24 protein-coding genes are annotated in these 22,431 nt (G+C 31.4%); 18 read left to right on the plus strand and 6 right to left on the minus strand.

Features of this window, described 5'->3' with window-relative positions; translation table 11 throughout:
* Genes dnaA through IFB02_RS00015 form a run of 3 tightly spaced genes read left to right on the plus strand, consistent with a single transcriptional unit; the run spans position 1 to position 2,609 of the window.
* Complete coding sequence (gene dnaA / locus IFB02_RS00005; RefSeq protein ID WP_106688973.1) at positions 1-1,428, plus strand: chromosomal replication initiator protein DnaA; 1,428 nt, start codon at positions 1-3, stop codon at positions 1,426-1,428.
* Between the two features lie 12 nt (positions 1,429-1,440).
* Entirely contained in the window at positions 1,441-1,896 is a 456-nt protein-coding gene (locus IFB02_RS00010; protein ID WP_106688974.1) for a low molecular weight protein-tyrosine-phosphatase, read from the plus strand.
* A 2-nt stretch (positions 1,897-1,898) separates the two neighbouring features.
* Entirely contained in the window at positions 1,899-2,609 is a 711-nt protein-coding gene (locus IFB02_RS00015; RefSeq protein WP_106688975.1) for an SAM-dependent methyltransferase, read from the plus strand.
* Between the two features lie 6 nt (positions 2,610-2,615).
* Here the strand turns inward: IFB02_RS00015 and IFB02_RS00020 are convergent, their stop codons facing one another.
* The 5 genes from IFB02_RS00020 to dapF form a co-directional block, all read right to left on the minus strand.
* Complete coding sequence (locus IFB02_RS00020; RefSeq protein ID WP_191072879.1) at positions 2,616-3,275, minus strand: peptidoglycan-binding protein LysM; 660 nt, start codon at positions 3,273-3,275, stop codon at positions 2,616-2,618.
* A 106-nt stretch (positions 3,276-3,381) separates the two neighbouring features.
* Positions 3,382-4,218, minus strand: coding sequence for a DUF2279 domain-containing protein (locus IFB02_RS00025; RefSeq protein WP_223878852.1), 837 nt, complete (start codon positions 4,216-4,218; stop codon positions 3,382-3,384).
* A 67-nt stretch (positions 4,219-4,285) separates the two neighbouring features.
* Positions 4,286-5,329 carry an endolytic transglycosylase MltG gene (mltG, locus tag IFB02_RS00030; protein ID WP_191072881.1) on the minus strand — a complete coding sequence of 348 codons (1,044 nt, stop codon included), beginning with the start codon at positions 5,327-5,329 and terminating at the stop codon, positions 4,286-4,288.
* Positions 5,319-5,852 (minus strand): GNAT family N-acetyltransferase, encoded by a 534-nt coding sequence (locus tag IFB02_RS00035; RefSeq protein ID WP_106688979.1) that lies wholly within the window; start codon positions 5,850-5,852, stop codon positions 5,319-5,321. The genes mltG and IFB02_RS00035 overlap by 11 nt, the downstream gene beginning before the upstream one ends.
* On the minus strand, positions 5,846-6,625 hold the full coding sequence (dapF, locus tag IFB02_RS00040; RefSeq protein ID WP_106688980.1) for a diaminopimelate epimerase: 780 nt from the start codon (positions 6,623-6,625) through the stop codon (positions 5,846-5,848). Before dapF ends, IFB02_RS00035 begins: the two co-directional genes overlap by 7 nt.
* A gap of 128 nt (positions 6,626-6,753) precedes the next feature.
* Here dapF and IFB02_RS00045 point away from each other — a divergent pair, with 128 nt between their 5' ends.
* From IFB02_RS00045 to IFB02_RS00055, 3 genes are all read left to right on the plus strand, one after another.
* A complete protein-coding gene (locus IFB02_RS00045) occupies positions 6,754-8,166 on the plus strand; it encodes a trypsin-like peptidase domain-containing protein (RefSeq protein WP_106688981.1) in 1,413 nt (470 codons plus the stop codon).
* Between the two features lie 184 nt (positions 8,167-8,350).
* On the plus strand, positions 8,351-9,799 hold the full coding sequence (locus tag IFB02_RS00050; RefSeq protein ID WP_106688982.1) for a glyceraldehyde-3-phosphate dehydrogenase: 1,449 nt from the start codon (positions 8,351-8,353) through the stop codon (positions 9,797-9,799).
* Between the two features lie 132 nt (positions 9,800-9,931).
* The gene (locus tag IFB02_RS00055; protein WP_106688983.1) at positions 9,932-10,558 is read left to right on the plus strand and encodes a tRNA (guanine-N1)-methyltransferase; all 627 of its coding nucleotides are present in this window, start codon (positions 9,932-9,934) and stop codon (positions 10,556-10,558) included.
* Between the two features lie 90 nt (positions 10,559-10,648).
* On the opposite strand, the gene IFB02_RS00060 is transcribed toward IFB02_RS00055, so the two are convergent.
* Positions 10,649-11,497 carry a DUF2911 domain-containing protein gene (locus IFB02_RS00060; protein WP_106688984.1) on the minus strand — a complete coding sequence of 283 codons (849 nt, stop codon included), beginning with the start codon at positions 11,495-11,497 and terminating at the stop codon, positions 10,649-10,651.
* 141 nt (positions 11,498-11,638) lie between these two features.
* Between IFB02_RS00060 and IFB02_RS00065 the strand changes: the two genes are divergently transcribed.
* From IFB02_RS00065 to IFB02_RS00120, 12 genes are all read left to right on the plus strand, one after another.
* Positions 11,639-11,968 (plus strand): ArsR/SmtB family transcription factor, encoded by a 330-nt coding sequence (locus tag IFB02_RS00065; RefSeq protein WP_106688985.1) that lies wholly within the window; start codon positions 11,639-11,641, stop codon positions 11,966-11,968.
* A gap of 10 nt (positions 11,969-11,978) precedes the next feature.
* Positions 11,979-12,458, plus strand: a complete 480-nt coding sequence (locus tag IFB02_RS00070; protein ID WP_106688986.1) for a DUF6428 family protein — start codon at positions 11,979-11,981, stop codon at positions 12,456-12,458.
* A gap of 12 nt (positions 12,459-12,470) precedes the next feature.
* Positions 12,471-13,082 (plus strand): arsenate-mycothiol transferase ArsC, encoded by a 612-nt coding sequence (locus IFB02_RS00075; protein WP_106688987.1) that lies wholly within the window; start codon positions 12,471-12,473, stop codon positions 13,080-13,082.
* A gap of 1 nt (position 13,083) precedes the next feature.
* A complete protein-coding gene (locus IFB02_RS00080; RefSeq protein ID WP_106688988.1) occupies positions 13,084-13,734 on the plus strand; it encodes an MIP/aquaporin family protein in 651 nt (216 codons plus the stop codon).
* Positions 13,735-13,820: 86 nt separating this feature from the next.
* On the plus strand, positions 13,821-14,483 hold the full coding sequence (locus IFB02_RS00085) for a TetR family transcriptional regulator C-terminal domain-containing protein (protein ID WP_106688989.1): 663 nt from the start codon (positions 13,821-13,823) through the stop codon (positions 14,481-14,483).
* Positions 14,484-14,492: 9 nt separating this feature from the next.
* Complete coding sequence (locus IFB02_RS00090; protein WP_106688990.1) at positions 14,493-15,806, plus strand: ABC1 kinase family protein; 1,314 nt, start codon at positions 14,493-14,495, stop codon at positions 15,804-15,806.
* Entirely contained in the window at positions 15,806-16,438 is a 633-nt protein-coding gene (locus IFB02_RS00095; RefSeq protein ID WP_106688991.1) for a flavin reductase family protein, read from the plus strand. Before IFB02_RS00090 ends, IFB02_RS00095 begins: the two co-directional genes overlap by 1 nt.
* 38 nt (positions 16,439-16,476) lie before the next feature.
* Positions 16,477-17,901, plus strand: coding sequence for an SDR family oxidoreductase (locus tag IFB02_RS00100; protein ID WP_106688992.1), 1,425 nt, complete (start codon positions 16,477-16,479; stop codon positions 17,899-17,901).
* A 4-nt stretch (positions 17,902-17,905) separates the two neighbouring features.
* On the plus strand, positions 17,906-18,043 hold the full coding sequence (locus tag IFB02_RS00105) for a DUF2256 domain-containing protein (RefSeq protein WP_206078159.1): 138 nt from the start codon (positions 17,906-17,908) through the stop codon (positions 18,041-18,043).
* Positions 18,016-19,326, plus strand: coding sequence for a DASH family cryptochrome (locus tag IFB02_RS00110; protein WP_106688994.1), 1,311 nt, complete (start codon positions 18,016-18,018; stop codon positions 19,324-19,326). Before IFB02_RS00105 ends, IFB02_RS00110 begins: the two co-directional genes overlap by 28 nt.
* 48 nt (positions 19,327-19,374) lie before the next feature.
* A complete protein-coding gene (locus tag IFB02_RS00115; RefSeq protein WP_106688995.1) occupies positions 19,375-20,907 on the plus strand; it encodes a cryptochrome/photolyase family protein in 1,533 nt (510 codons plus the stop codon).
* Positions 20,907-22,397, plus strand: a complete 1,491-nt coding sequence (locus tag IFB02_RS00120; RefSeq protein ID WP_106688996.1) for a cryptochrome/deoxyribodipyrimidine photo-lyase family protein — start codon at positions 20,907-20,909, stop codon at positions 22,395-22,397. The genes IFB02_RS00115 and IFB02_RS00120 overlap by 1 nt, the downstream gene beginning before the upstream one ends.
* Positions 22,398-22,431 lie beyond the last annotated feature (34 nt).

The raw sequence follows: 22,431 nt of genomic DNA on the forward strand, positions 1-22,431 counted from the left end.
ATGAGTATAACTGCGCAATCGGTATGGAATAATTGTCTCCTGTTTATAAAAGATAACATCCAACCTCAAGCATATAAAACTTGGTTTGAACCAATTGTTGCGGTAAAGCTTACAGATAATGCTTTAAGTATTCAAGTCCCAAGTAAATTTTTTTACGAGTGGTTAGAAGAGCATTATGTTAAATTATTAAAAGTTGCTTTAACAAAAGAGTTAGGTGATACTGCTAAGTTGGTTTACATTATTAAAATGGAAAACACTTACGGTAACAAACAACCATTTACAGAGAAAATACCAAGTACTAGTCGTACTGCAGTAAAATCTCAAGATGTTGATGTACCTTTAAACAATAAGAATCCTGAACTTAAAAATCCATTTGTAATTCCTGGAATTAGAAATGTTAAGATAGAATCTCAATTAAATCCTAATTATAATTTTGAAAACTTTTTAGAAGGAGATTCTAACCGTTTAGCAAGAAGTGCTGGATTAGCAGTATCTGCTAAACCTGGAGGAACATCGTTTAATCCTTTATTAGTGTTTGGTGGCGTTGGATTAGGGAAAACACACTTAGCACATGCTATTGGTGTGGATATTAAAGATAAGTATCCAGAGAAAACTGTTCTTTACATTTCTGCTGAAAAATTTACACAACAATATATAGATTCAGTAAAAAAGAATAACAGAAATGATTTTATACATTTTTACCAATTAGTAGATGTATTAATTATTGACGATGTACAATTTTTATCAGGTAAATCTGGTACACAAGATGTATTCTTCCATATATTTAACCATTTGCATCAAAACGGAAAGCAAGTTATTTTAACAAGTGACAAAGCGCCTGTAGATATGCAAGATATAGAACAACGTTTATTATCTCGTTTTAAATGGGGATTATCTGCTGAATTACAAGCTCCAGATTTTGAAACAAGAGTTTCTATTCTAAAAAACAAACTATATAGAGATGGTGTTGAAATGCCTGACGATATAGTAGAATATGTTGCAAAAAATATTAAAACTAATATTAGAGAATTAGAAGGTGCAATAATCTCTTTAATTGCTCAATCTTCATTTAATAAAAAGGAAGTTAATATTGATCTAGCTAAACAAGTTGTAGAAAAGTTTGTTAAAAACACAAAACGCGAAGTATCAATAGATTACATACAAAAGATTGTATCAGACTACTTCCAAATGGATGTAGATACACTACAATCTAAAACAAGAAAAAGACATATTGTACAAGCTAGACAATTAGCTATGTTTTTTGCAAAAAAATATACCAAAGCTTCTTTAGCTAGTATTGGTTCGCAAATAGGAAAACGTGATCATGCTACAGTATTACATGCTTGCAAAACTGTAGACAACTTATCTTCTACAGACAAACAATTTAGAAAATACGTAGAGGATTTAAATAAAAAACTTTCAGTTTAAATTTTAAATTTTATGACTAAAATTTTGATGGTTTGCTTAGGAAACATTTGTCGTTCTCCGTTAGCAGAAGGTATTTTAAAATCAAAATTAGATAGTCATTTTATTGTAGATTCTGCTGGTACAGCAGCATACCATGTTGGTAACAAACCAGATCCAAGGTCTATTGCTGTAGCAAGACAAAATGGATTAAACATCACTAACCAACGCGCAAGAAAATTTACAAGACAAGATTTTGAAGACTTTGATTTTATCTATGCTATGGACAACTCAAATTATCAAAATATAATTGCTTTAGCAGAATCTAATCAACAAATAGAAAAAGTAAAACTAATTCTAAACGAAAGTTTTCCTGATAAAAACTTAGATGTACCAGATCCTTATTATGGTGGCGATAAAGGTTTTGAAAATGTTTACAACATGCTAGATAATGCTTGTGAAATTATTGCCAATCGTTTAAATAGTCTATAAAAATGGATAAGGGAAAACTTTATTTAATACCAAATACTTTAGGAGATACTAACCCTTTTGATGTTTTACCGTCTCAAGTAAAAACAATTATTGATAGTTTAGACACCTTTATTGTTGAAAACTCTAAAGCTGCTAGAAAATTTATTAAAAGTATTTCTCCTGAAAAATCTCAACCAAGTTTAACACTTTTCGAATTAAATAAACATACACAACCTGAAGATTTACCTAATTTTATTAAACCTTGTTTAGAAGGTAAAACAATTGGTTTATTATCAGATGCTGGTTGTCCTGGCGTAGCAGATCCTGGAGCAGATATTGTAAAACTAGCGCATCAAAAAAACATTAAAGTTATTCCGTTAGTTGGCCCATCTTCTATCCTACTAGCTATGATGGCTTCTGGAATGAATGGACAATCCTTTGCTTTTAATGGATATTTACCAATTGATAAACACGAGAGAAAATCTGAAATCAAACGATTAGAACGTTTAAGTAAAGATTACAATCAATCTCAATCCTTTATCGAAACACCTTACAGAAATAATAAACTATTAGAAGATCTATGCAATACGTTAAGTAGTGATTGCTTAATTTGTGTCGCTTGCGATATTACTTTAGATAGTGAATATATAAAAACTCAAACTGTTTTACAATGGAAAAAAAATAGCGTTGATCTACATAAAAGACCAACACTATTTATAATTCATAAGGCTTAAAAAATATTAAGCTCTTTTATAAGAAACTTTAACTTTTTTTAACGGTTTAATAGACGAAGTATCGTAACCAGAAAACTTTTTCATATAATATCTGATAGACGTACCAAAAGCATCAGAAAATCCTTCTTTACCATAGCTTCTTAAATACTTTTTCACACTTCCTGGACCAGCTAAATGAGCAGCTGCAAGAATACCAGACTCAGTGATTTTTACTCCATTAATGTACTTTCCATCAAAACGCTTAATATCTCTTCTTAATACCCATTTATTACGCTGTGCATTTGCTATAAATGCTTTTTCTTGTAATTCTGGAGTATTTAAAAATAAATTTGGATCATAAATTCCAATTAGTTTTAAAGTGCCTTTACCAAATTGATATTTTCCTAAGTAACCAAATTTGTTAACTCTAAAGTAATTGTTTTGCGATTCTTTAAATCCTAAAGCTTCTTTAAATCCTGCGAAAGATTTTCCTAAATGTGGTGTGTACTGCTCTTTAAGTTGTTTTACTTCTAAAGAAGCTAAATCGGAAGATTGATTGTTAACTTTTTCTACAATTGGAGTTGAATTTTTTATTACAATTTTAGTGTTTGTATTGTAAAAAACAACAATTAATAAAATTGATATTGTAAGTACTAGCGATAATATCTTTCCAATATTTTTTTTCATTTGTTTAGATTTATAACCAAATGCAGTTTTGCAGTTCTGGTTAAAATTTCAGCGTGCAAATATACAACAAATTATTTAATACTGAAAATCAATATGTTAAGGTTTGTTAAAAGTAGACTAAGTGTCCTGTAACGTGTCCGTTAGAGTTAAATTGAAGTGTTGGAAACGGGATTTTTATAACATTAACTACATTAAAAAATTGTTTTAAAAACGTAGAATTGGTTTCTACTTTAGTTAAATCTAGATCCAGACTAAGTAAAATTTGTCGTTGTCTTTTTTGATCCGGAAAAAAATTTTGCTGCAACTCTTTACTTCCATATAATAATCCATCTGCACTGTATCCTACTGCAACATTTAACCATTTAGGTATTTTACTAGATTTAAAAAACGAATATAAATTTATACTAAGCCAATACGTTTGCCCATTATAATCTTTAAGTAGTTGTTCTGTAAACGAGCTTCCTAACTTATTTGGATTTAAATTAGCGTATTTTGATTTAGAAAAAGAATATTTTAAAGTCACACGTTGCTCATCCCAAAGCAACTCTTGGCCAATATATAAACTACTTCCAGTAGCATTTGCAAAAAAATCTCCCCAAGAAAATCCCCATTCTTCAGAAAATCCATCTAAAACTTCGACTCCAGTTAAAAACATAAACCCTAATGAGCCACCATAAATTAACTGATTTTTCTTGCTTACGCCTGCCCAATTTAATGTTTGAGCACCAAATCTTCCTAAATGATAAGCTGTAAATGTGTGTCCTAGCTTATCCATTTGAAACCATTCTGAATTATCATTAATGGTATGAAATTTAGACCTTTCATAGTCTGAATACCATAATTGATTTAAGCCTAATAATGTTAATCCGCCAAGAGTACTTTCTGTTAGTATTACTGCATTTTTTCTTTTTACATGTAACGTGTCACTTGGTGTAAAAAACAAATCTGACTTTGTTTGTCCATTAACAAAGCTTAAAGTAAAGAAAGCAAAAATTAAAAATTTATACAACCTATCTATTTATTCCTTGACGACTAATCCATTGGGTATACAAACGTTTGTTTGCATTATGCTGCGCTAAAGTTTTAGCAAATTTATGATATCCAAAGTTTGATACATCTGCAACAAAAAACATATAATCATGTTTTTCTGGATTTAAAACAGCATCTATCGCAGAAACATCTGGCATTGTAATTGGACCTGGTGGAATACCTGGATATTTATAAGTATTATATTTTGAGTCTATTTCTAAATCCTTGTATAACACTCTTTTAATAACTTGATTAAAATTATTTTCATGTAATTTTTTAGCATAAATCACAGTAGGATCGGCTTCAAGAGGCCAACCTTTTCTAATTCTATTTAAATATACACCTGCAACTCTTGGTCTTTCGTCTATTTTAGCAGTTTCTTTTTGTACTATAGAAGCTATTGTTAATACTTCGTTTACCGATAGCTTTAATGCTTTTCGTTTTGCTTGACGCGAATCATTCCAAAAACGGTAATATTCTTTTAACATTCGGTCTCTAAAAGCTTCGGGAGAAGTATTCCAAAAAAACTCATATGTATTTGGCACATACATATTTAAAACGGTTTGTTTAGTAAAATTTTTATCCTTTAAAAATTTACTATCTAACATCGCATTAAGTAAAGATAAACTATCAGGCTCTATTTGTTGAGCTACACGACCTGCTAAATCTTCTATTCGTTCTTGATTGTTAAAACTTAGCTTTATCGGTAAGTTATTACTTCTTATAGAGTTTATAATATCGTTATTACTCATTCCTTTTTTTACAGGAAATCTACCCGCTTTTATATGAGTTGTATATTTTTTTTGTGCAGCTAATGCATCAAAACTATCAATATCTTTTAATAAAGGTTCTAATTGTTCTCTAACGTCTTGGTATGTTGCGTTAGAAGGTACATAAATGTAAGCGACATCATTGTTAAATGCCGTATTAGGCTTAAACATTGCATTATACACAAAATAAGCAAAATAACCAGCTATAACTAAGCCTATAAGTGCAATTGCTGTAAGTATTTTTTTAATATACATTGTTATTTATAAGTTGAAATAAATATTCATTTTTATATGATCCGTTAGTAAGATTCCAATCTTTTTTCAAGCCTATTTCTTTAAATCCTTGATTTTTAAAAAGAGTTAAACTTGCTGTATTGTCTTCTGAAATGTTACAATATAATTGATGTAAATTTAAGTGTTTAAAACTGTAATTAACCAAAAGTTTTAAAGCTTCTTTACCGTAGCCTTTTTGTCTTTCGGTTTCAGATTTTACTAATATTCCAATTCCTGCACGTTTGTTCTTTATATCAAAATCGAACAAATCTATCAGTCCAATTGTTTTATCTAAATTGTTGCATATAACTAATCGTAACTGTTTAACTTCATAGATATCCTTATGGGCATTTTCTAGATATTGCTTAATTAAATATTTGGAATAAGGCGTTATGGTATTGCTTATTTCCCAAATGGATTCGTCGTTTTCTATTTGGTAAATAAATTCTAAATCTTCAGGTTCTAAAGCACGTAAATAAATATGTTCTCCTGTTAATGTTAGCATTCTATTTCTCCTTTAAAAACTTGAGTTGCAGGTCCAATTAACATTACATTTTTATAGGTGTTTCCAACTTTGTCAAAAGACACTTTTAATTGTCCGCCTTCTACATTTAGATTAATGGTGTTTGATGTACTTTCTCCAGAATCATACATCGCAATTGCTACTGCTGTTACACCTGTTCCGCAGGATAAAGTTTCGTCTTCTACGCCTCTTTCATAAGTACGAACAGCAAATGTATTTTGATTGATTTTTTCAACAAAATTAACATTGCTACCAGCCTGATTGTAAGGTGCGCCATAACGTATTTTTTCTCCTTCTGCTTTTACATTAAACGTCTTTAAATCTTCTACAAACTGTACATGATGTGGTGATCCAGTATCTAAAAAATGATGCGTAGAAAACCTTTGGATAGTGTCTACATCTTTCATTTGTAAATAAACTAAATTGTCTTCAATCTTAGCAGTATGCATTCCATCTATAGCATTAAAAGTGGTTGTATTTTTAAATATGCCTAAAAATTCCGCGAAAGCAACAATACAACGTCCACCATTACCGCACATTGTACTTTCGTTTCCATCTGCGTTGTAATAGACCATTTTAAAATCTGAAGTATTGTCATTTTCTAGCAAAATTAACCCATCTGCACCAATGCCAAATCGTCTGTCACACAAAAACTTAATGCGTTTGGTATCATTTTTGTCAAATACATTTTGTCTATTGTCAACAATAACAAAGTCGTTTCCTGTACCTTGATATTTATAAAATTTTACAGTCATTTTTGGCTAAAATTGGAAACACAAATATAGTATTATTTATGTTGTTAAATAGTAGTTAAAGTTGAAATAGCCACTCAATATTTAATTAATTTTAATCGTTATTCTAATAATTCTAAACTAAATTGAACATGAAGAAGTTTTTAACATTGGTTTTAGTTTCAGTATTAGGAGGCGCAATTACTCTTGGAACTTATAAAACCTTTCTTGAAAAAGAAGAACAAACAATTGCAACACAAAACGAAGTAGAACAACCATCGTTTTTACCAACAAATTACAGTAGTACAAACACTTCTCTTGCTGCTGCCGAAAATATAGACTTTTCTACAGCTGCAGAAAAAACTGTACATGCTGTCGTACACGTAAAAAACGTAGCATTAAACAATGCTAAGCCAACTTTACAAGACTTATTTTATGGTAGAATACCACAACAAAGACAACTTGGTACTGGTAGTGGTGTTATTATATCTCCAGATGGTTACATTATTACTAATAACCACGTAATTGAAGATTCTGAACAATTAAGTGTTACTTTAAACGATAATCAAACTCTTGAAGCTACCATAGTTGGCGCCGATCCAAATACAGATATCGCTTTACTTAAAGTAGAAACAAACCAAGACTTACCTTACGTTACCTTTGGTGATAGTGATATGGCCAAAATTGGCGAATGGGTTCTTGCTGTCGGTAATCCTTTTAATTTAACTTCTACAGTTACTGCTGGTATTATTAGTGCAAAATCAAGAGATTTAAGTGGTAAAAGCACACAATCTTTTATACAAACAGATGCAGCTGTAAATCCTGGAAATTCTGGTGGCGCATTAGTTAATACCAAAGGTGAATTAGTTGGGATTAATACTGCTATTAGCTCTCAAACGGGATCTTACATTGGTTACTCGTTTGCTGTTCCTAGTAACATTGCAAAAAAAGTGGTGCAAGATATTATGGAATTTGGTAATGTACAAAACGGTATTTTAGGTGTTGTTGGTGGTACTTTAAATAGTAATTATGCCGAAAAGTTAGGCGTTAATGAAACCGAAGGGTTTTACATTGACGATATAGAAGAAGATACTGGCGCAGAAGCTGCTGGACTAAAAAGTGGTGATATTATCAAATCTATAGACGGAATTAAAATTAATAAGTTTAGTGACTTAAGAGGCTTTTTAAATACAAAAAGACCTAATGATGTTGTCACAGTTTCTATTTTAAGAGATGGAACACTTAAAGATGTAAAAGTTACTTTATTAAAAAACAACCGTTATATATTACCTGTGATTGGCGAAATTAAAAATGCAAAACCTAAAGATCTTAAAAAGTTTAAATTAGATAATGGTGTTAAAATCACAAAAGTAAATGGTACTTATAAAGAATATTTAATAAGCGAAGGTATTGAAGAAGGAAACATCATTACAGCAATTAATAACACAGAGGTAAACTCAGTAGACGATGTTAAAACTATATTAGAAAATAGAGATCCTTACAAACCTTTAAGTATCGAGCTAATAAATTCTAAAGGAGAAAAAACGCGCTATGGATTAAGATAAATCTTAATTTTATATCTTGTTTTAAAAGCACTTCAATGTAAAATTGAAGTGCTTTTATTTTTTTATCACTTTTTGTTTTACGAAAACGTTTGAAATCTATACTTTTGCCGAAAATTATGAAAATTGAATACTGTTAACCTATTCAGTTTCATAAATTAAACAACACATTACTAAATACAATAAAATGTCGATTAACGAAACCTACGAAAACGAATTAGCTTTTCAAGCAGACAGAAGAAGAGCAACAGTCGAATTTATTAAAATTGTAAGCGATCTATGGTATGACAAATCAATAGAGCTTGTACTTTTTAGAAATCAGCTTATAGACAGAAATGTCTCTGAAATTTTAAATCTTCATGAATACGCTGGCGAATTTGTGCAAAAACCTATCTCTATTTTTGATTCTGTAGAAATTGCTCAAGCTATTAAAACACTTGATGTTCCTGCTGCAAAATTAGATATTGGTAAACTTACTTACGAGTTTCATTTAGAAGAAAAAAAATACAGCAATGCAATGTCTTTTGTTGCCGAAAAATTAAAAGACGCAAAAGAAAAAGAAGATGTAACTCCTAAAGACGTTGTATTATATGGCTTTGGTCGTATTGGTAGATTACTAGCTAGAGAGTTAATGACTAGAACTGGTAAAGGAAGTCAATTACGCTTACGTGCAATTGTTACTCGCGGTAAATTAGATCAAACCGTTTTAGAAAAACGTGCTTCTTTATTACGTAACGATTCTGTACATGGTGAATTTCCTGGTACTGTAAGAGCAGATTTAAAAAATGAAGCTTTAATAATTAATGGAACTACAGTAAAAATTATTGCAGCAAACCAACCAGAAGATATAGATTATACAACTTACGGTATTAATAATGCTTTAATTATAGATAATACAGGTGCATTTAGAGATAAAGAAGCCTTAACTAGATTAAAAAACTCTAAAGGAGCAGACAAAGTATTATTAACTGCGCCAGGTAAAGGTATACCAAACATTGTATATGGTGTAAATCATTTAGAAAACAATCCAGATCAAATAGATATTTTCTCTGCAGCATCTTGTACAACTAATGCTATTACTCCAGTTTTAAAAGCTATTGAAGATACTTATGGTGTAAAAAGCGGACATTTAGAAACTATTCACGCTTATACAAACGATCAAAACTTAGTCGATAATTTTCATAAAAAATACCGTCGTGGTCGTGCTGCAGCTTTAAATATGGTTATTACAGAAACTGGTGCTGGACAAGCTGTATCTAAAGCTCTACCAAGTTTTGAAGGTAAATTAACATCAAGTGCTATACGTGTTCCTGTACCAAACGGTTCTTTAGCTATTTTAAACTTAGAATTAGATACCGAAACATCTGTAGAAGGTATTAACGCTACATTAAAAAAATATGCTCTAGAAGGTGATTTAGTAGAACAAATAAAATACGAAATGAGTGACGAGCTTGTTTCTAGTGATATTATAGGTAGTTCTGCACCTTCAATTTATGACAGTAAAGCAACTATAGTAAGAAAAGATGGTAAAAATGCAGTGATCTATGTTTGGTATGATAATGAGTATGGATATAGTCACCAAGTGATAAGATTAGCAAAATATATTGCTAAAGTTAGACGTTTTACATATTATTAAAATCCAAAACACATTTTAAAAACGTATATAGAAAAGCCTCGCAATTGTGAGGCTTTTTGCTATCTTTAAGGCGCTTAATGGATAAGATTTTAAAATAAAACACAAACAATTTCTTAAAACTAAAAACTTAACATGTTTAAATACAAAAACTTAACTTCAGCTTTATTCTTATTTTTTACAGTTTCAATTTCAGTAATTGCTCAAGACACTACAGAAGAAGATAATCTTTCTTTAGATTCTGGAACGTTAGATAATCAATTTGAATACGTCATACAAAAATCAAGTAATTGGAGAGATGACAGAGGTAATACTTACGAAGTCATAAAACGTGATTGGTTAAACAAGTTAAAATCGCACACATTAGACTCTTTAAAAGCTGTTAAATCTGAATTATTAAACACTCAAAAAACAGTTACTACCCAAAAAGAAGAAATAGACCAACTTAAAACTAATTTAAGTACTACAAAAACAAACTTAGAAGCTACTAATGAAGAAAAAGACAGCATGTCTTTATTTGGAATTGCAATGAGTAAAAGTGGTTATAATGTATTAATGTGGTCAATAATTGCTGGTTTATTGGCGTTCTTACTATTCTTCATTTTTAGATTTAAAAATAGTAATGCTATAACTAAAGAAGCAAAACAAAAGTTAACTGAAGTTGAAGAAGAATTTGAAGAACACAGACGTAATGCTTTAGAACGTGAGCAAAAAGTGAGACGTCAATTACAAGATGAATTAAACAAAAATAGAAATAGTTAATTCTACCATATAAAATAAAAAAGCGCAATCTAACCAATTGCGCTTTTTTTATCTTAAAATCTAGATATCTAACTATCTAAAGATCTAAATTTACATTGCTCCCCATTCTTTTAAAGAGTCTTTATTCATTTTAATGTAATCTGCATTACCTGCTTTTTCAGCACCTTCTAAACTTGCTTTTGCAGCTTTTATTGCTCCTTTTTTATCACCAGCTTTTGCTTTGATTAAAGATTGCTGACGTAACCACCAAAATCTTGGATTGTCTTTAGTCATTTCTACAGCTTTATCCATCCAAACAACAGCTTGATTAATGTCTTTACCTGATTCTAAATAGTAACGTGCTGATGCATAATAATCGTCTGCAGATGGACCATTCATAACTTTAGTAATAGCAGCTGTTACTGCTTTATCTGTAGGAACTTCAAATTTTACACCAACATATGTTTTTTCCCACATAATACCTATTACAGCAGAATCGTTTGTTAAATCATCAAAAGAAATTGTAAACGTTTCTATGTTCATTGGGATTTCGTAAACTTCAGTTGTAACAGAAGCTGCAACTTTGCTCTCATCCCAATTTTGTGGTGTTCCCCAATTGTTTGCATCACTATAAAATAATACTTCCCAATTATTAGCATTAGGCTTAGTAAAAATAGCATAAGTACCTGCTTTTACAGCTTTTCCTCCAATAGTAACATCTGTACTAAAAGTAACTGTAGTATTTTTATTTGCTCCTGTACGCCATAATTTTCCGTGAGGAACAAGGTCTCCAAAAATTGTTCTCCCTTTCATAGATGGTCTAGAGTATTCTAAAGTCACATCTGTTAAACCTACCTTCTGCTCTATCTTTTGTGAAGGACTTGGTTGTGGTGTTTCAATTTGTGCATTAACAGTAAAACTAACTGTTAAAACAAGTAATAAAGTAAATAACTTTTTCATTATGTTTTGGTTTTAAGTTTTCAAATATAAAATTAATCAATGCGTATCTGTAGTTTGTTAATAAAACCTTAAAATGAAAAAAAAGTTGTCGGCTAATTTTATTAATCGTAATATTGCTATAAACAAATATACAAATATATTATGGGATTAATCAAAACCGAAATGTTTACAGACCAGCAAAATCTACTTGCTTCATATTTTAAAGCATTTGGTCATCCTGCACGAGTAGCTATAATTCAACATTTATTTAAAATTAATGCTTGCGTATGTGGTGATTTGGTAGAAGAAATTGGCTTAGCCCAACCAACAATTTCACAACATTTAAAAGAATTAAAAAACTTAGGATTAATCCAAGGAACGATAGAAGGTACTAGCGTTTGTTATTGTATTCATCAAGACAATTGGACAAAAATGCAAACTGCAATATCGGCATTTTTAAATACAGAATCTAACAACACAAGTTGTTGCTAAAACATAAAAAATGACATTAAAAGACATAAAAAATCATCTTAAGCAATTAAATACCATTGCTTTTAAATTGCCAAACGGACAATTAGTGCCTAGACACTTTCATGTGACTGAAGTTGGTAAAACCACCAAACATTTTATTGATTGCGGCGGAACCGTAAGACAAGAACGTAAAGTAAATTTTCAACTGTGGAATGCCAATGATTACGATCACAGATTACATCCTGAAAAACTGATTCATATTATAGAATTATCTGAAGATATTTTCAACCTAAAAGATCTAGACATCGAAGTTGAATATCAAGGCGAAAATAGTATAGAAAAGTATGGACTTGAATTTGATAATGGCATATTTAACTTAACCTCTACACAAACAGATTGTTTAGCTAAAGACAAGTGTGGCATACCTGAAAATCAACAACCAAAACAGAAAATAAACCTTAGAGATTTAAATAACGAACCTTGCTGTTCTCCCGATGGTAATTGCTGTTAATTCAATGTAATCATGACTACTCAAATCAAAGACCTTATTAAAACTTTAGATACTAATACAATATTTAAAGACAGAAAAGAAACTTTACAACCTCTTGTATCTTTTATACAAGATAAAGTAGATAAAAACTTGCCAATTACCATTAATTTTATTTGCACGCATAACTCTAGACGCAGTCATTTATCACAAATTTGGGCTCAAACTTTAGCGCATTATTTTAAAATTGAAAATGTTACGTGTTTTTCTGGCGGAACAGAAGTTACTGCAATGTATCCTAAAGTGGCTGAAACTTTAGAAAAATCAGGATTTGAAATCGAAACACTAACTGAAGGAAACAATCCTATTTACAGTATAAAATTTGATAACAATTCACATCCAATTATTGGATTTTCTAAAACTTACGATCATAAGTTTAATCCAAAATCAAACTTTGCTGCAATTATGACTTGCTCTAGCGCAGATCAAGGTTGCCCATTTATTCCTGGTGCCGAAAAACGTATACCAATCACTTACGAAGACCCAAAATTATTTGATAATACCGATTTACAAGATCAAAAATATTTAGAACGTTCCCATCAAATTGCTACAGAAATGAAATATGTTTTTAATCAAATAAAGCATTAAAATGAAAAAATATATTGCCGAGCTACTTGGCACATTTGCTATGATTTTTTGTGGTTGTGGCGCAATGACCATTAACGAAGTTACAAACGGAAGCATTTCTCACGTTGGCGTGGCTTCCGTTTGGGGATTAATTGTAATGGCAATGATTTATGCATTTGGCGCAACGTCTGGTGCACACTTTAATCCAGCGGTGTCTATTGGTTTTGCTGTTGCAAAAACGTTTGCTTGGAAAGAAGTTCCTAAATATGCTTTCTTTCAATTAATCGGAGCAACTTTAGCAATCGCTCTACTTTGGTTTCTTTTTCCAGAAAGTAAAACTTTAGGAGAAAGTATTCCTGCAACTGGTTTTCCTAACTATAAAGCTGCCATTTTAGAATTTATACTTACGTTTATTTTAATGACAGTAATTATAAATATAGCTAAAGGCAGCAAAGAAGTTGGCATTATGGCTGGTATCGCAGTTGGTGGTATTATTTTATTAGAAGCTATGTTTGCTGGACCAGTGACAAAAGCTTCTATGAATCCTGTTCGCACCATTGCTCCTGCTCTATTTACTGGTCATTTATCTCATGTAGTCTCATATATTTTTGCTCATATTTTAGGTGCTGTTTCTGCAGTAATTCTCCATAATTCTTTCAAGACAACAAAATAATAATTCAAAGTGTTGTTAAATTTTGTTTAACTATTCTTTTAATAAGTTAAACATTTTGTATCTTTATGCTATTAAATTTTTATATAATGGCAAAAAAGAAAAATATATCAGCTAGTAACATTATCTCATTTTATATGGATTATGTACTAGAACACAACAAGCAACCTAAAACTGTTTACGCTTTCGCAAAAGAAAATAATTTTGAAGAGTCTAAATTTTACGAGCACTTTGGTAACTTTGAAGCTATAGAAAAAGGTATCTTCAAAGCCTTTTTTGATAATACCATAAACGCTTTAGAAGCAAGCGAAGATTATCAAAACTTCGAACCTAGAAATAAACTACTAAGTTTTTATTTCACTTTTTTTGAAAACTTAACAGCTAACAGAAGTTATGTTATTTATGCATTAAATCAGCATAAAAACAAGCTTAAAAACTATGTGATTTTAAAAGATTTAAAATCACATTTTACGCATTACATCCATCAGTTAGGTATCGAACTAATCGAGACCAAACAAGAACAAATAGATAAATTACAAGACAGAGCATTACAAGAATCTGCTTGGATGCAACTGCTTTTAACTTTAAAATTTTGGATGGATGACACATCTGCATCTTTTGAAAAAACAGACATTTTTATCGAAAAATCTGTAAATACAAGCTTTGATGTTTTAAACATTGCGCCATTAAAAAGCTTGATAGATTTTGGAAAATTTATATACAAAGAAAAAGTCCAAATGGACATCAAATAAAAATTACTATTGAAAACTATAGATAAAATACCGGTTTCAAAAATATCTCGTGCTACTAAATTAGTATCTACTGGAGCTAAAGTTGGTGTTAATTATTTAAAATACTACGGTGACAAAATCACTAAAAGCGAAGCAGAAGCTAAAGAAAATTTAAATAAAAATAATGCCGAAGATATTTACGATAGCCTAAAACAATTAAAAGGAAGTGCTTTAAAAGTGGCTCAAATGCTTAGTATGGAAAAAAGCATCTTACCACAAGCCTATGTAGAAAAATTCTCATTAGCGCAATTTTCTGTGCCGCCATTATCCGCGCCTTTAGTAAAAAAAACGTTTAAAAAATATTTTGGTGAACTACCAAACCAAATCTTTGACACCTTCAATCTTAATTCGGTTAATGCAGCCAGTATTGGACAAGTACATTTAGCCGAAAAGGATGGGAAAAAACTTGCTGTGAAAATTCAATATCCTGGTGTTGCCGAAAGTATTTCTAGCGATTTGGCTTTAGTAAAACCTATTGCTATTAAAATGTTTAATATTAAAGGCAAAGACAGCGATAAGTATTTTAAAGAAGTAGAAAATAAATTAGTAGAAGAAACTAACTACATACTAGAAGTTAAGCAAAGTAAAGAAATTGTAAATGCATGTAAACACATTCCTAACCTTAAATTTCCTGAGTATTACGAAGATTTGTCTTCTGAGCGTATCATTACTATGGATTGGATGGAAGGCGAACACCTTTCTGAATTTACTGCACACAATACCAATCAAGAAGTAGCAAATAAAATTGGTCAAGCGCTTTGGGATTTTTATATGTACCAAATGCATGTGCTTAAAAAAGTACACGCAGATCCGCATCCCGGAAACTTTTTAGTGTCTAAAAATGGCGAACTTATTGCATTGGATTTTGGCTGCATGAAAACAGTTCCTGAGGATTTTTACGTTCCGTATTTTGAGTTAGCTCAAAAAGAAAGTCTTGAAGACCAATCTATTTTTACAGAAAAAATGTTTCAATTAGAAATACTTCGTAAAGATGATAGTAAAGAAGAATTAGAGTTCTTTTCGGCGATGTTTCATGAACTGTTAAGTCTATTCACCAAACCTTTTCATGTCGATACATTTGATTTTTCGGACGCCGAATTTTTCAATGCTATTTCAGAAATGGGACAACGCTACAGTAAAAGCACAGAACTAAGAAAAATGAACGGTAATCGCGGATCTAAGCATTTTATTTACATTAACCGTACGTTTTTTGGATTGTACAATTTAATGTTCGACTTAAAAGCTAAAGACATCAAAATCAATAACTTTCAAAATTTAAAATAATGAAGCATTTCAGTAAAAAACACATAGACGAAATGCATCATCTGTATCGCATAAACCTTATCAATAGCGTTTCTGGATTTAAAAGTGCTAATTTAATTGGTACAAAATCTAAAGATAATATCGAGAACGTTGCAGTGTTTAGTTCGGTAACGCACGTTGGTAGCAATCCGCCACTTTTAGGCTTTTTTTGCAGACCAACAACCGTTTTACGCAACACTTACGAAAACATAAAAGCAACTGGCGTTTACACGATTAATCACATTCATAAATCAATAATTGAAGATGCGCATCATACTTCGGCTAAATACGATGCAAATATTTCAGAATTTGAAGTGACCAATCTCAATTCAGAATATAAAAATGAATGTTTTGCACCTTTTGTAAAAGACGCACCTGTTCAACTTCAAATGAAATTTATACAAGAATATTTCATTAAAGAAAACGACACGATTCTTGTTTTAGGTGAAATTGAAAACCTGTTTATCAACGATAATTTATTAGAAAATGATGGCTTTGTAAACCTTTCTAAAGCTAAGGTTGCAACCATAAATGGATTAGATACTTACGCTATTCCAACTCTAGAAAAACGATTAGAATACCAAAGACCTAAAACAGCAGTTGGCAACCAATAAGTATTACACTTTATAAACTAACCATTAAAAACCAAAATATGAGAGTATTAGTAACAGGAGCAACAGGTTACATCGGTAAGCGCATAATCCCGTTACTGTTAGAGCAAGGTCATACCGTTGTTTGCGCTGTACGCGGAAAATTACGAACTGAAAAAAAATACTCTGACGAGAAAAACCTTCATGTTATCGAAGCCGACTTTTTAAAACCAGATACTTTAAAAAATATACCTAAGGACATAGATGCAGCGTATTATTTGATACATTCTATGTCAAATTCGGTAGACAAATTTCATAAATTAGAAGAAGAATGTGCAGTTAATTTCAAAAATTATATCGAAACGACTAACGTAAAACAAGTCATTTACCTTAGCGGAATCACCAACGATACTAAACTCTCAAAACATTTATTATCCAGAAAAAACGTAGAGGACACTTTAAAATCTAACATTTATGCATTAACCGTTTTTAAGGCAGGAATTATTGTTGGATCTGGTAGCGCAAGTTTCGAAATTATTAGAGATTTAGTCGAAAAACTTCCTGTAATGATTGCGCCAAAATGGTTAAATACCAAAACGCAACCTATTGGCATTAGAGACGTTTTAGCGTTTTTAACCAAAGGACTTGGTAAAGAAGAATTGTACAACACATCTCACGACATTTTTGGGCCAGAAATTTTAACTTACAAAGACATGCTTTTGCAATTTGGACAGGTTAGAAATTTAAAACGATACATTATTACAGTTCCAGTAATGACGCCAAAACTTTCTAGTTATTGGTTGTATTTTGTAACATCTACGTCGTATAAATTAGCGTCTTCTCTAGTAAATAGTATGGGAATAGAAATTATTGGTAAACAAAGTAATATCAATACTTTTTTAGATATCAAACCTATTTCTTACAAAGAAGCGGTAAAACATGCGTTTGTGAAAATTGAAGGAAATGAAATTATTTCCAGTTGGAAAGACGCCTTTATAAGTAGCCGAAACAAAAAAAGAGTTTCAACCAAATACCTTAAAGTTCCAAAATTTGGATGCTTTAAAGACATAAAAGAAAGACAGGTAAGAGATGAAAACCGAACGCTTGAAAAAATTTGGGCAATTGGTGGTGAAAATGGATGGTATTACGGTACAACGTTGTGGAAAATCAGAGGTTATTTAGACAAATTAGTTGGTGGCATTGGCTTACGTCGTGGTCGTACCAATCAAACCGAAATTAATACAGGCGACGCTTTAGATTTTTGGCGTGTATTGTTAGCCGATAAAGATCAAAAACGCCTTATCCTTTTTGCCGAAATGAAACTACCAGGAGAAGCTTGGTTAGAGTTTCAAGTTGCAAAAGGTAAAGTTTACCAACGTGCTACTTTTAGACCAAAAGGTCTTGCTGGACGATTGTATTGGTATAGCGTTTTACCATTTCATGGATTTATTTTTAACGGAATGATAAACAAATTAGCCAATGCCTAAAGGAATAGCTAAACAACATTTACCAACAAAAACTTGTCCCGTTTGCCAACTACCTTTTACATGGCGAAAAAAATGGGAGAAAAATTGGAACAACGTAAAATATTGTAGCGAAAAATGCAGAAAAAACAAAACACAAGCCTAGTTTGGTTTAGAAACGATTTAAGAATTCACGATAATTCGTCATTAGCTAACGCTATTAAAAGTAATAATCGTGTCATCGCTTTATATTGCTTTGATCCAAGACAATTTGAAGTTGATCAGTTAGGCTTTAAAAAAACCGAAAAATACAGAGCTAAATTTTTAATTGATACTGTAACCGATTTAAAAAGTAATCTAGCTCAACTTAATATTCCATTATTCGTTTATACCATAAAACCTGAAAATTGTATTCCAGATTTGGTAGAAAACTATAAAGTCAACCATATTTTTTTACAAGAAGAATGGACGCAAGAAGAAGTTAATGTGTTTAGTAAGGTGAAAGAAAATTTGCCTGAACACATTCAGATTTCAACAAACTACAATCAGTTTTTATATCATCCAGAAGATATTCCTTTCAGTATAGAACAACTACCTAAAGTATTCACCGAATTTAGAAAAGCTTGTGAAAAAAGAAGTGAAATTAGACAAGAAACTTCTTCATCAACAGAAAAAGTAAATAAAGAAAGTATAGAAAACCTAACTTCAATTCCATCACTTTCTGATTTAGGTTTTGATGATTTTGAAGTGCACCCAAATTCTGCGTTTTCTTTTAAAGGTGGAGAAACTGAAGCATTGAAACGTTTAGAAGATTATTTTTTCAACACTAAAAAATTAGGCGTTTATAAAAAGACTCGTAACGGATTGATTGGTAAAGATTTTAGCTCAAAATTTTCTCCTTGGTTAGCTAACGGAAGCATTTCTGCTAAACATATTTATTATCAAGTCAAACAGTTCGAGAAAACACATTTTAAAAACGATTCTACCTATTGGCTTATTTTCGAACTTATTTGGCGCGACTATTTTAAATATGTTTCTTTAAAATTTGGCAATCAAATCTTTAAAATCGACGGAATTTTAAACAAAGATTACCAATGGTCTAAAAATCAGCAAAAAATTAACGACTGGATAAACGGTAAAACACCTGAACCTTTTGTAAATGCGAATATGATCGAACTTAAAAAAACTGGTTGGATGAGTAATCGTGGTAGACAAAATGTAGCGAGTTATTTTGCAAAATCCATGGAATTAGATTGGCGCATAGGTGCAGCGTATTTTGAGAGTTTACTTCTTGATTACGATGTGCACAGCAATTATGGTAATTGGATGTATGTTGCTGGCGTTGGTAACGATCCAAGGGACCGAAAGTTTAACGTCAAACTTCAAGCCAATCGCTACGATAGTAACTGTAAATACCAGCGTTTGTGGTTGCAAGACACTTTATTTTAAAACACATATATGTCCGTCTGAGCGCAGTCGAAGACTAAAAACAATTTCATGAAAACACTTAGACTTATACTTGGCGATCAATTAAACAGCAAACACAGTTGGTATAAAACCAATGATAAAAATGTAGTGTATTGTCTATTTGAAATGCGCCAAGAAACCGATTATGTAACGCATCATATTCAAAAAATAATTGGCTTTTTTGCTGCAATGCGTGCGTTTTCAAGTCACCTTAAAGCGAATAATTTTAAAGTTGACTATTACAAACTAGACGATAAAGACAATACGCAAGATTTAGTAGAAAATTTAAAACAACTCATCAAAAAACACGAGATTGAAAAATTTCAATACCAATTACCAGATGAGTATCGTGTAGACCAACAATTATCAGAATTTTGCGAATCTTTAGATATTGAATCTGAAGCGTTTTCAACAGAACATTTTTACACCGAACGCAATGATTTAAAAGACTTTTTTAAAGGTAAAAAGCAATATTTAATGGAGAATTTTTACCGTGATATGCGTAAAAAGCACGACATTTTAATGGCTGGAAAACAACCTGAAGGCGGTAAATGGAACTACGACAAAAGCAATCGCAATAAATGGAAAGGCGAACATCAAATTCCGACTTATAAATATTTTAAAAATGATGTTTCAGATATTGTTGAATTACTTGAAAACAGCGATATCAAAACCATAGGTAAGTTTGATACTAAAACGTTTAGTTATCCAATAACTAGAGCACAAGCGCTTGATCAACTTAAATATTTCTGTGAGGAATTGCTCATTCATTTTGGCGATTATCAAGATGCTATGCACACGGACGAAGTCTATTTATTCCATTCGCGACTATCGTTTGCGATGAATATCAAGCTTATTTCAGCAAAAAATATCGTGGATACTGTTTTAAATTATTGGCGCAAACATGGTGACAATATTGATATTTCTCAAGTTGAAGGTTTTATTCGTCAAATCATTGGTTGGCGCGAGTATATGCGCGGTATGTATTGGGCTTTAATGCCAGATTACAAAACCGAAAATCATTTAGAAAACACCAATAAACTTCCGGAGTTTTATTGGACAGGAAACACCAAAATGAATTGCCTAAAAAATACCATAACCAACAGTCTTGATAATGGTTACGCGCATCACATACAGCGTTTAATGGTGACTGGTAATTTTGCGTTGCTCGCACAAATAAATCCTGACGATGTTGATGCATGGTATTTGGGTATTTATGTTGATGCTTTAGAATGGGTACAATTACCCAATACGCGTGGCATGAGCCAATTTGCAGATGGCGGAAAAATTGCTACAAAACCGTATGTTTCCAGCGGAAGTTACATCAACAAAATGAGTAATTATTGTGACAATTGCTATTACGATAAAAAGGAAAAATTAGGCGAAAAAGCGTGTCCGTTTAACAGCTTATACTGGAACTTTTTAGATGATAAACGCAGCATTTTAGGCAATAACCGTCGTATGGGAATGATGTACAGTTTACTAGACAAAATGGATAAACACCAACTTGTAAATATTAAAAAACGTGCACAAAGTATTATTGAAAACCCAGATAATTTTTAATGAAAAACGACCTTAGCATAGTTTGGTTAAAACGCGACCTTCGTTTACAGGATAACGAAGCCATTACCAATGCCATAAACACCAACCAAAGCGTGCTTCTCCTCTACACTTTCGAGGATTTTTTACTTCAAGATAAACATTACAGCCAACGTCATTGGGATTTTGTAAAACAGTCTTTAGAGGATTTAAATCAGCAACTAAAACCTTATAATTCCAAAGTTTTAATCGTCAATAATTCTATTGAAAATACAGTTGAGCAACTTCAAAAGCAATTCAATATTACACACGTGTTTTCACATATGGAAACAGGTATACTTTCAACTTTTAAAAGAGATATCGCTTTCGCGGAATTTTGCCGAACTCAACAAATAACTTGGATAGAAAATATTAATAATGGTGTGCAACGCGGACTAAGAAATCGTAATACTTGGTTTGAAGATTGGGACCGTTTTATGATACAACCAGAGTTTCAGTTTCTGCCAAAACAAAATCAGTTATTAAGTATTACTTCAATTGAAGCTTTAGAACTTCAGTTTAAAACCGTTTCAGCAGAAACTATTCACAATAAAAATTTTCAAAAAGGTGGAACAACAACAGGAATAAAATACATGCAATCGTTCTTCAAAAATCGCTATAAAAACTACATGTTCCATATCTCGAAACCTTTAGAAGCCAGAACAGGTTGTAGCCGATTATCGCCTTACATTGCTTGGGGAAATTTATCTATAAAACAAGTTATTAATGCAGCTGGAATTGAAAGAGAAAAAGGTAAAAACAAGCGACATTTAAACGCATTTGTGTCGCGTTTACGTTGGCAAGCACACTTTATCCAAAAGTTTGAAATGGAACATTCGATGGAATTTAAAAGTGTAAATAAAGGCTTTCATCAACTTAAAAAACCTGTAAACGTTGAATTTCAAAATGCTTGGAAAGAAGGCAAAACAGGTTTTCCGTTAGTAGATGCTTGCATGCGCTGCTTAAATGCTACGGGCTATTTAAACTTCAGAATGCGTGCTTTAGTGGTTTCATTTTTCACACATAATCTTTGGCAACCTTGGCAAGATTTAAGCGAACACTTAGCGAGTTTATTTTTAGATTTTGAACCAGGTATACATTATCCGCAAATACAAATGCAAGCTGGCGAAACGGGAATTAATATGTTACGCATTTACAATCCATTAAAAAATAGTCTGGAGCACGATCCTGAAGGCAAATTTATAAAACAATGGGTTCCAGAATTAGCAAGTTTGGAAGCGCCATTTATTCATAATCCTAGTGAAATGAGCTATTTTGACCAACAAATTACCGGTTTTGAATTGGGTAAAGACTATCCTTTACCTATTATCAATGAAAAGAAAACGCGTAAACAAGCAAGTGATATTTTATGGCAAATGAAAGATGATACACTTGTAAAACAAGATAGTCTTCGCATCTTAAAACGACATACATTAAGCAACCGTAATAGGATGATTAATTCTAATCAAACCTAGAATAATTCTACTATCAAAAAATTGTGTTAAATAA

The sequence above is a fragment of the Mesoflavibacter profundi genome, from assembly GCF_014764305.1.
GTDB classification, from domain to species: Bacteria; Bacteroidota; Bacteroidia; order Flavobacteriales; family Flavobacteriaceae; genus Mesoflavibacter; species Mesoflavibacter profundi.